Annotated in this window: 8 protein-coding genes; 2 read left to right on the top strand and 6 right to left on the bottom strand. The window is 68.5% G+C overall.

Annotated features, from left to right (window positions below; all coding sequences use genetic code 11):
- Window positions 1-18: 18 nt before the first annotated feature.
- The 6 genes from bufB to ACFOLG_RS14195 form a co-directional block, all read right to left on the bottom strand.
- Window positions 19-858 carry an MNIO family bufferin maturase gene (gene bufB, locus ACFOLG_RS14225; protein ID WP_386092973.1) on the bottom strand — a complete coding sequence of 280 codons (840 nt, stop codon included), beginning with the start codon at window positions 856-858 and terminating at the stop codon, window positions 19-21.
- 132 nt (window positions 859-990) lie between these two features.
- Window positions 991-1,248 carry a BufA1 family periplasmic bufferin-type metallophore gene (locus ACFOLG_RS14220; protein ID WP_386092971.1) on the bottom strand — a complete coding sequence of 86 codons (258 nt, stop codon included), beginning with the start codon at window positions 1,246-1,248 and terminating at the stop codon, window positions 991-993.
- A 1,078-nt stretch (window positions 1,249-2,326) separates the two neighbouring features.
- Window positions 2,327-2,956, bottom strand: coding sequence for a 7-carboxy-7-deazaguanine synthase (gene queE, locus ACFOLG_RS14215; protein WP_386092969.1), 630 nt, complete (start codon window positions 2,954-2,956; stop codon window positions 2,327-2,329).
- 12 nt (window positions 2,957-2,968) lie between these two features.
- A complete protein-coding gene (locus ACFOLG_RS18105; RefSeq protein ID WP_449369292.1) occupies window positions 2,969-3,985 on the bottom strand; it encodes a 6-pyruvoyl trahydropterin synthase family protein in 1,017 nt (338 codons plus the stop codon).
- Between the two features lie 2 nt (window positions 3,986-3,987).
- Window positions 3,988-4,683 (bottom strand): 7-cyano-7-deazaguanine synthase QueC, encoded by a 696-nt coding sequence (queC, locus tag ACFOLG_RS14200; protein ID WP_386092967.1) that lies wholly within the window; start codon window positions 4,681-4,683, stop codon window positions 3,988-3,990.
- Between the two features lie 128 nt (window positions 4,684-4,811).
- Window positions 4,812-5,723 carry a diacylglycerol/lipid kinase family protein gene (locus ACFOLG_RS14195; RefSeq protein ID WP_386092965.1) on the bottom strand — a complete coding sequence of 304 codons (912 nt, stop codon included), beginning with the start codon at window positions 5,721-5,723 and terminating at the stop codon, window positions 4,812-4,814.
- A gap of 139 nt (window positions 5,724-5,862) precedes the next feature.
- On the opposite strand from ACFOLG_RS14195, the gene ACFOLG_RS14190 reads away from it, so the two are divergent.
- Window positions 5,863-6,627 (top strand): DeoR/GlpR family DNA-binding transcription regulator, encoded by a 765-nt coding sequence (locus ACFOLG_RS14190; protein WP_449369291.1) that lies wholly within the window; start codon window positions 5,863-5,865, stop codon window positions 6,625-6,627.
- A 29-nt stretch (window positions 6,628-6,656) separates the two neighbouring features.
- Entirely contained in the window at window positions 6,657-7,238 is a 582-nt protein-coding gene (locus ACFOLG_RS14185) for a uracil-DNA glycosylase family protein (RefSeq protein WP_386092963.1), read from the top strand.
- Window positions 7,239-7,248: the final 10 nt, after the last annotated feature.

The following is a 7,248-nucleotide window of genomic DNA, read 5'->3' as shown; positions in this document are numbered from 1 at the left end:
GCCAGTGGGTGGCGGCGCTCATGCGGCGTACTCCTGCAGGATGCGCTGCGCCGCGGCGGCCTCGGCCTGCAGCGTGTCCAGCGGCGGGATATCGATGTCCCATTCGATCAGCGTCGGGCGAGGGCCGAAACGGGTGATCACCTGGCGGTACAGCGCCCACACCGGCGCTGGCACCGGCTGGCTGTGGGTATCCACCAGCAGCGTGCTGCCGTCGTCGAAGCGGCGCGTGCTGTGGCCGGCGAGGTGGATTTCGGCGATGGCCTCGGCCGGCAGCGCAGCCAGGAAGGCGGCCACGTCGGTTCCCAGGTTCTGCTGGTTGACGTACAGATTGTTGACGTCGAGCAGCAGGCCGCAGCCGGTGCGGCGTACCAGCTCGGCCAGGAACTCGGCCTCGCTCATCTCGTTGCCCGGGTATTGCAGGTAGGCGGACAGGTTTTCCAGCAGCAGCGGGCGGCCGATGGCGTCCTGCGCCTGCTGCACGTTGGCCGCCACCACGTCCAGCATGTCGGCAGTGTAGGCCAGCGGCAGCAGGTCGTTGACGTAGCGGCCGGCGGCGTCGTGGTTACAGGCCAGGTGCTCGGACACCGCCGCTGCCGGCACTGCCGCCAGCAGCCGGCGCAACGCGGCCAGCTGGGCGCGGTCGGGCGGCGCCGCCGAACCCAGCCCCAGGCCGACGCCGTGCAGCGACAGCGGGTAGTGTTCGGCCAGCGTCTGCAGCATCGCCAGCGGCTGGCCGCCGGACAGGAAGTTTTCACTGTGCAGCTCCAGCCAGCCCAGCGCGGGGCGGTGTTCCAGCACCTGGCGGTAGTGCGGGTGGCGCAGGCCGATGCCGGCGCAGACGGGCAGGGTGGTGGACATGATGAACTCGGGTGCTTGCCTGGCAGCGCGGTGCCGGGCGCGGAGTGGAGTGCCCCCGTGGCCGGGGCGCCTTGCTGGTCATGCAGCCAGTATGGCCGGCGAGGCGCGGCGGTCGGGGGCGGGCGGGGACGGTTATTGCTTCATCGGTTCCAGCATGCCGCCCATCTGGGTGCAGCTGCCCTTGGCCACGTACTTCCAGTCCATCGGGTCTTTGTCGACCTTGGACTGGCCGGCGCAGCTGTGGCCGGCGGCGGCGCAGTCGTTCTTGCCGGCCATGGCCACGCCATAGCATTTGTCCTTGGCGTCGGCGGCGACGGCCGGCGCGGCCACGCTCATGGCCACCATGGCGGTGAGGGCAGAGGCGATCAGGGTCTGGGTAGTAGCGGACATGGTGAATCTCCTGTGGGTGCGGGGTTGGTAAACGCGGCAAATATCGCGTTACGGGCTTTAGTCGCCGGCCAGGGCGGGAGATTACAGCAAGTGCTGAAATTTTTTTGCGGGGCGGCTGGCGCGGGGTGGTGCGGCCAACGTTTGCAGCGTATCTGCTTGCGAGCTAGAAGTAGTAAACGCAGAGTTTCACTACGCCCAGCAGGGTAGGTTGGGTTGAGCGCAGCGAAGCCCAACGTTTACCGGCTTGCTGTTGTGGCTTGGCGTGGCCTCTTGGTTAGGTGTGGAATCCGCTGCGCGGATGCTGTTTGAAGTTGCCGGTTCCGCCCGGCATACGGGATAGGGGGCGTGCCGCCGCCCCCTATCGACCCAGCTCGCCCCCACGGTCCGCGAAACCCCGGCAAAACCGGCAGCCGCAAGGCGCGGCCGAACTCGTCCTTCGCTAACGGCTCAGGACTCAAACATGCGGCCGCTTAACACCTTGCGACTACCGTTTTTGCCGGCGCGGCCCAAGGGGGCAGTCGGGTGCGGCACAAGGTTGGCCGCATGCTTTGAGATGGGTTGAGGCGTGGAACGTTTGGTCGTGTCCGGTAAACGCAGGGTCTGGCTAGGTGTAATGCAAGCTACACCGTTGCGGCCAACGTTTTCGAGCCTCGGCACTACCCGGGACATCTGATCCTACTTCCTCGCAGCTACACCGCACCGACTCGCCCCTCCCGTTGGCGCGAGCCGGGCAAAAGGGTGCGCCCCAGGTGTTAAGCCGCCGCTTGTCTGAGCCGCGCGACGTTAGCGCGCGGCGAGTTTGGCGGCGCCTGGGGCGTGCCGTTTTGGCCGGGGTTTCGAGCAGCCGCCGGGAGAGCGGGGATTGAAAAGGGGGCGGCGGTCGCCCCCTTTCCCGTGCGCCGGGCGGAACCGGCGCCTAAATCATCATCCGCGTAGCGGATACAAAACCTGACGCGATAAACGTTGAGCTTTGCTGCGCTCCTGGCAAGCCACGCAAGGTTGGCCGCAAGCCTGCCACCTCGCCGACAAACAACAAGACCGCCCTGCGGGCGGCCTTGTGCCTGACGAGGCAAGCGCCTCAGCGGATGTTCACCACCTTGTGCGTCTGCACCGACAGCCGCCATTCCGGGTGCGCCATGCACCAGGCAATCGCCTCGCGGGTGTTCTGGCGCTGCAGCGGGCTGTCCATCGGCTGCAGGTAGCGGTGCTCGAACGCCAGATCGGCCGGCAGTTCCGACGGCAGCAGCGTGGGCTGCGGGAATACCAGCTTCAGCTCGTGGCCGCTGCGCTGCACCCAGTCGGCGCCGGCCTTGGGGCTGACGCAGATCCAGTCGATACCGGCCGGGGCCGGCAGGCTGCCGTTGGTTTCCACCGCCACTTCGAAGCCGACGGCGTGCATGGCATCCACCAGCGCGCTATCCAGCTGCAGCAGCGGCTCGCCGCCGGTGAACACCACGTAGGGCTGGCCGCCGGCGCCCTGCCATGCGGCGGCGATGCGTGCGGCCAACTCTGCTGCGGTGGGGAACTTGCCGCCATCCTCGCCGGTGCCGACGAAGTCGGTATCGCAGAACTGGCAGATCGCCTTGCTGCGGTCTTCCTCGCGGCCGGACCACAGGTTGCAGCCGCTGAAGCGGCAGAACACCGCGGCGCGGCCGGCCTGGCGGCCTTCGCCCTGCAGGGTGTAGAAGATTTCCTTCACGGTATACATGGCTAGCGCTCCTTACTGGCCGAACAGCAGCGGCCAGCGCATGTCGCAGTGCCAGCTCAGCGAGGCGCCGTGCTGCGGCGTGCTCATCAGGTCGATGCGCGCCAGCTCCGGCACGCGGCCTTTGAGCTGGCCGTGTACCCACTCGGCGACGCTGGCGGCGTCGTGGCCCTGGATGCCCGGCAGCTTGTCCAGCGGGTTGTGGTCCAGCTGGCGGTAGATCGGCTTGAAGCGCTCCTTCACATCGCCGAAGTCCAGCACCCAGCCCATCACCTGGTCGAGTTTGCCCTGCAGCATCAGGCGGATCAAATAGCTGTGGCCGCTGTACATGCCTTCGTCGTTGAACGGCACCGCGCTTTCGAAGTGCTGCTCCTTCCAGATGCGGAAGGTGCTGCCATCGAACTGGCTGCCGGCGGTGTGCGTCTCGCGCACTTCCACCCAGGCCAGGCCGGCCAGCGCCGGCTGCAGCTGCTGGTACAGCCAGGCGGCCATTACCTCGCTGGTGGGGTTTTCCAGCCCGGGAATGTCGTTCAGGTAGCGGTGGTTTAGCCGCGCGAACAGCGGCGGCCAGGCCTTGAGCAGGATGTCGTTGACGCTGGCCTTGGCCGCGGCGGCAACGATGCGCACGCCAAAGCCGTGGCCGTGCAGGCGGCCGCACTTGTGGCCGGGCGGTACGTGCGGCAGCTGGTGCGCGGCCTCGAAGCGGGTGTCGAGATAGACGTAGGCGTCGCCGTTTTCGCCCAGCAGCACGCCGCGGTCCGGCGCGCTGGCCAGGTGCAGGTCCACCGGCAGGCTGCATTGCGCCGCCAGATGCTGCGCCAGCGCCAGGTCGTCGCAGTGTGCCAGCTTGTGGTTCAGCTGGCAGTAGTCGAGCGCGGCGGCGGCGCGTTGCAGCTCGGCGGCCAGGGTGAGCTGGCCGGGTACGGCATTGGCGCGCGCCAGCACGCGGAAGCTGTGGCCGTGCTCGCCGATGCCGGGCAGGGTGCGCGCGGCCTCGAAGCCGGCCGCGGCCAGCTGGTTGTGGCTGTTCATGCTCAGGCTCCCTGGCTGCGCAGCAGCAGCGGGTCGACCACGCCGGCTTCGTCGAAGCCCTTGGCGCGCAGCTCGCAGGCGGCGCAGTGGCCGCACGGCGGCACTTCGCCGTTGTAGCAGGTGTGGCTCCAGGCCAGCGCTTCCATGGCGCCGACCTGCTGCGCCAGGCGTACGGTTTCCGCCTTGCTCATGAACATCAGCGGGGTGTGCAGGGTGACGCGGCTGTCCATACCCAGGCGCAGCGCCAGTTCCAGCGCCTTCAGCGTGTTTTCGCGGCAGTCGGGGTAGCCGGAGTAGTCGGTCTGCGCCACGCCGGTGACCACGTGTTCGATACCGCGGGTGTAGGCAAAGGCGGCGGCAAAGCTGAGGAATACCAGGTTGCGGCCCGGCACGAAGGTGTTGGGCAGCGCGCTGTCGTCGTCGGCGCGGGCGCCGGCTTCCGGCGCGATGCTGTCGTCGGTGAGCGCATTGCCGCCGATGGCGGCGAAGGTGTCGATCGGCAGCACGGTCTGGCGCACGCCGGCCATGGCGGCCACCTTGCGCGCGGCGTCCAGCTCCACGCGGTGGCGCTGGCCGTAGTCGAAGGTAACAGCCTCAACGTTGGCGGCACCGAATTCGCGCAGCGCCCAGTACAGGCAGGTAGTGGAGTCCTGGCCGCCGGAGAGGACGACCAGGGCTTTACGGGTAGTGTTTGACATGGTTCCGTCGAAATACAGTCGAGTGGAAAGGCTTGGCGCACGGGATCGGTCTCACCCGGCGCGGCGAACCGGGCATTTTACCGCACTATGGCCTTGAGTTGACGGGGTTTTTTGTGGGGCCGGCCCGGCTACCAGCCCGCCAGGCAGTTCAGCGCCGCCGGCTCGATGTCGAAGCGTACCGGCGTGCTGCCGTACAGCTCGCCGTCCAGCTCCAGCGCGCATTCTGTCGCCACGCCTTCCACTGTCAGCGTGCGGCCGCGCAGGTAGTGGATGCGCGCGTCGTCCAGCCGCCGTGCGTGGCGCAGCTGCGGCAGCAGGCGCAGGAAGTCCAGGCTGCCGGCATCACGGATCAGCACCACGTCCAGCAGGCCGTCGTCGCAGCGCGCTTCCGACGCGATGCCGAGGCCGCTGCCGAAGTAGCGGCCGTTGGCGGCACTGACGCAGGTGAACTTGCCGTCGATCTGCTCGCCATCCAGCATCAGCCGCATCGGCTGCGGCTGCCAGTGCAACAGCGCGGCGCATACCGCGCTGTAGAACGCCACGCTGGCCGGCAGCCGCGGGCTGCTGCGTTTCACCCGGCGCACGATGTCGCTGCTGATGCCGATGGAGCCAATGTTGTTGCACCAGCTGATGCTGCCGTCGGCATGGCTGACGCGGATCAGGTCCAGCGCGCGCACCCGCCCGGCGGCGATCATGGCCAGCAGCCGCGGCAGGCTGTCGCCGCTTTGCAGGCTGCGGGCGAAGTCGTTGCCGGTGCCGGTGGGCAGCACGCCCAGCACCGTGTTGCGGCGCAGTTCCGGTGGCGCGCTCATCAGGCCGTTCACCACCTCGTGCACGGTGCCGTCGCCGCCGACGGCGATCACCCAGCGCGCGCCGGACAGCGCTGCCTCGCGGGCGAAGCGGGTGGCGCTGTCGGCGGAGCTGGTCAGCAGCACGTCGATGTCGAAGCTGTCGCGCAGCGGCGCCAGATGTTGTTCGGCCAGGCCACGCGGGTTGTGGCGGCCATGCACGATGAAGACGATACGGGGCAGCGGTGTCATGTCGGGGGCGGGAGCAGGGGAATTATTCATTATCGGTAGGATACGCCAGGCGGCAATACTGGCCGCAAGACGGGTGCTTGCGGCCAACCTCGGCGGCTCGGTTACAATGCCCCGTCATCATTCCTGCCGCGCCTGCCGCATGCTGATCCTCAATCAACGCCAGAAAGACCTGCTTACCTGGGTAAACCGCGAGGGCTACGTGTCGGTGGACCGGCTGGCGGCGCAGTTCCAGGTCACCACCCAGACCATCCGCCGCGACATCACCCTGCTGGCGGAAAACCAGCTGCTGCAGCGCTACCACGGCGGCGCCAGCGTGCTGTCCAGTGTGGAGAACGTGGCCTACGACGCGCGCCAGGTGCTGATGGCGGAAGAAAAACGCCGCATCGCGCGCGCGGTGGCGGCGCAGATTCCCGACAACGCCTCGCTGTTCATCAACCTGGGCACCACCACTGAGGAGGTGGCGCGCGCGCTGTCGCAGCACCGCGGCCTGCGGGTGATCACCAACAACTTCCACATCGCCAACCTGATGTGCGATTTTCCGGACTGCGAGGTGCTGGTGGCCGGCGGCAGCCTGCGCAAGCGCGACCGCGGCCTGACCGGCGAGGCCACGGTGCAGTTCATCCGCCAGTTCAAGGTGGACTACGGCATCATCGGCATTTCCAGCATCGAGGCCGATGGCACGCTGCGCGATTTCGACTACCGCGAGGTGCTGACCAGCCAGGCCATCCTGCAGCAGTCGCGCCAGGTGTGGCTGGTGGCCGACCATTCCAAGTTCGAGCGCCCGGCGATGGTGGAGCTGGGCCACCTGTCGCAGGTGGACGCGCTGTTCACCGACCAGCCGGTCAGCGCCGAGCTGCAGGACATTCTCGACAAGGGCAATACCCAGCTGGTGGTGGCGGCCTGAGGCCGTGCCGGCCACGCGGGGGGCTCATCATGGATGATTGCCAACGGCTGCTGAGCGCGGTGCGCGCCTGCCGGCTGTGTGCGGCCAACCTTCCGCTGGGGCCGCGGCCTTTGCTGCAACTGGCGCCGGCGGCGCGCATCCTGCTCGCCGGCCAGGCGCCGGGACGCAAGGCGCACGACAGCGGCGTGCCGTTCGACGACGCCAGCGGCGAGCGCCTGCGGCAGTGGCTGGGGGTGGAGCGCGCTACTTTTTACGACCCGACACGCATCGCCATCCTGCCGATGGGGCTGTGCTACCCCGGCAGCGGCCCGTCCGGCGACCTGCCGCCGCGGCCGGAATGCGCGCCGGCCTGGCGCGAGGCGCTGCTGGCGCAACTGCCTACGCTGCAGCTGACGCTGGTGTTGGGGCAGTACGCGCTGGGCTGGCATCTGCCGCAGTACGCCACGGTAAGCGCGGCGGTGGCCGACTGGCAGGCCACGCTGCCGCGGGGCGTGCTGGCGCTGCCGCATCCCAGCCCGCGCAACCAGCGCTGGCTCAGCCAGCATCCATGGTTTGCCGCCGAGGTGCTGCCGGCGTTGCGGGCGCGGGTGGCGGCGTTGTTGTCGGCGTAAGAGGAGGTTT

It is taken from the genome of Vogesella facilis (genome assembly GCF_042648525.1).
GTDB classification, from domain to species: domain Bacteria; phylum Pseudomonadota; class Gammaproteobacteria; order Burkholderiales; family Chromobacteriaceae; genus Vogesella; species Vogesella facilis.
The sequence above is the reverse complement of the archived record's forward strand: the minus strand, read 5'-3'. Positions and strand labels throughout refer to the sequence as shown.

What these genes read in the sequence shown, in the direction of transcription:
- bufB (WP_386092973.1), bottom strand. Translation starts at nt 858, where the DNA reads ATGTCCACCACCCTGCCCGTCTGCGCCGGCATCGGCCTGCGCCACCCG.
- ACFOLG_RS14220 (WP_386092971.1), bottom strand. Translation starts at nt 1,248, where the DNA reads ATGTCCGCTACTACCCAGACCCTGATCGCCTCTGCCCTCACCGCCATG.
- queE (WP_386092969.1), bottom strand. Translation starts at nt 2,956, where the DNA reads ATGTATACCGTGAAGGAAATCTTCTACACCCTGCAGGGCGAAGGCCGC.
- ACFOLG_RS18105 (WP_449369292.1), bottom strand. Translation starts at nt 3,985, where the DNA reads ATGAACAGCCACAACCAGCTGGCCGCGGCCGGCTTCGAGGCCGCGCGC.
- queC (WP_386092967.1), bottom strand. Translation starts at nt 4,683, where the DNA reads ATGTCAAACACTACCCGTAAAGCCCTGGTCGTCCTCTCCGGCGGCCAG.
- ACFOLG_RS14195 (WP_386092965.1), bottom strand. Translation starts at nt 5,723, where the DNA reads ATGACACCGCTGCCCCGTATCGTCTTCATCGTGCATGGCCGCCACAAC.
- ACFOLG_RS14190 (WP_449369291.1), top strand. Translation starts at nt 5,863, where the DNA reads ATGCTGATCCTCAATCAACGCCAGAAAGACCTGCTTACCTGGGTAAAC.
- ACFOLG_RS14185 (WP_386092963.1), top strand. Translation starts at nt 6,657, where the DNA reads ATGGATGATTGCCAACGGCTGCTGAGCGCGGTGCGCGCCTGCCGGCTG.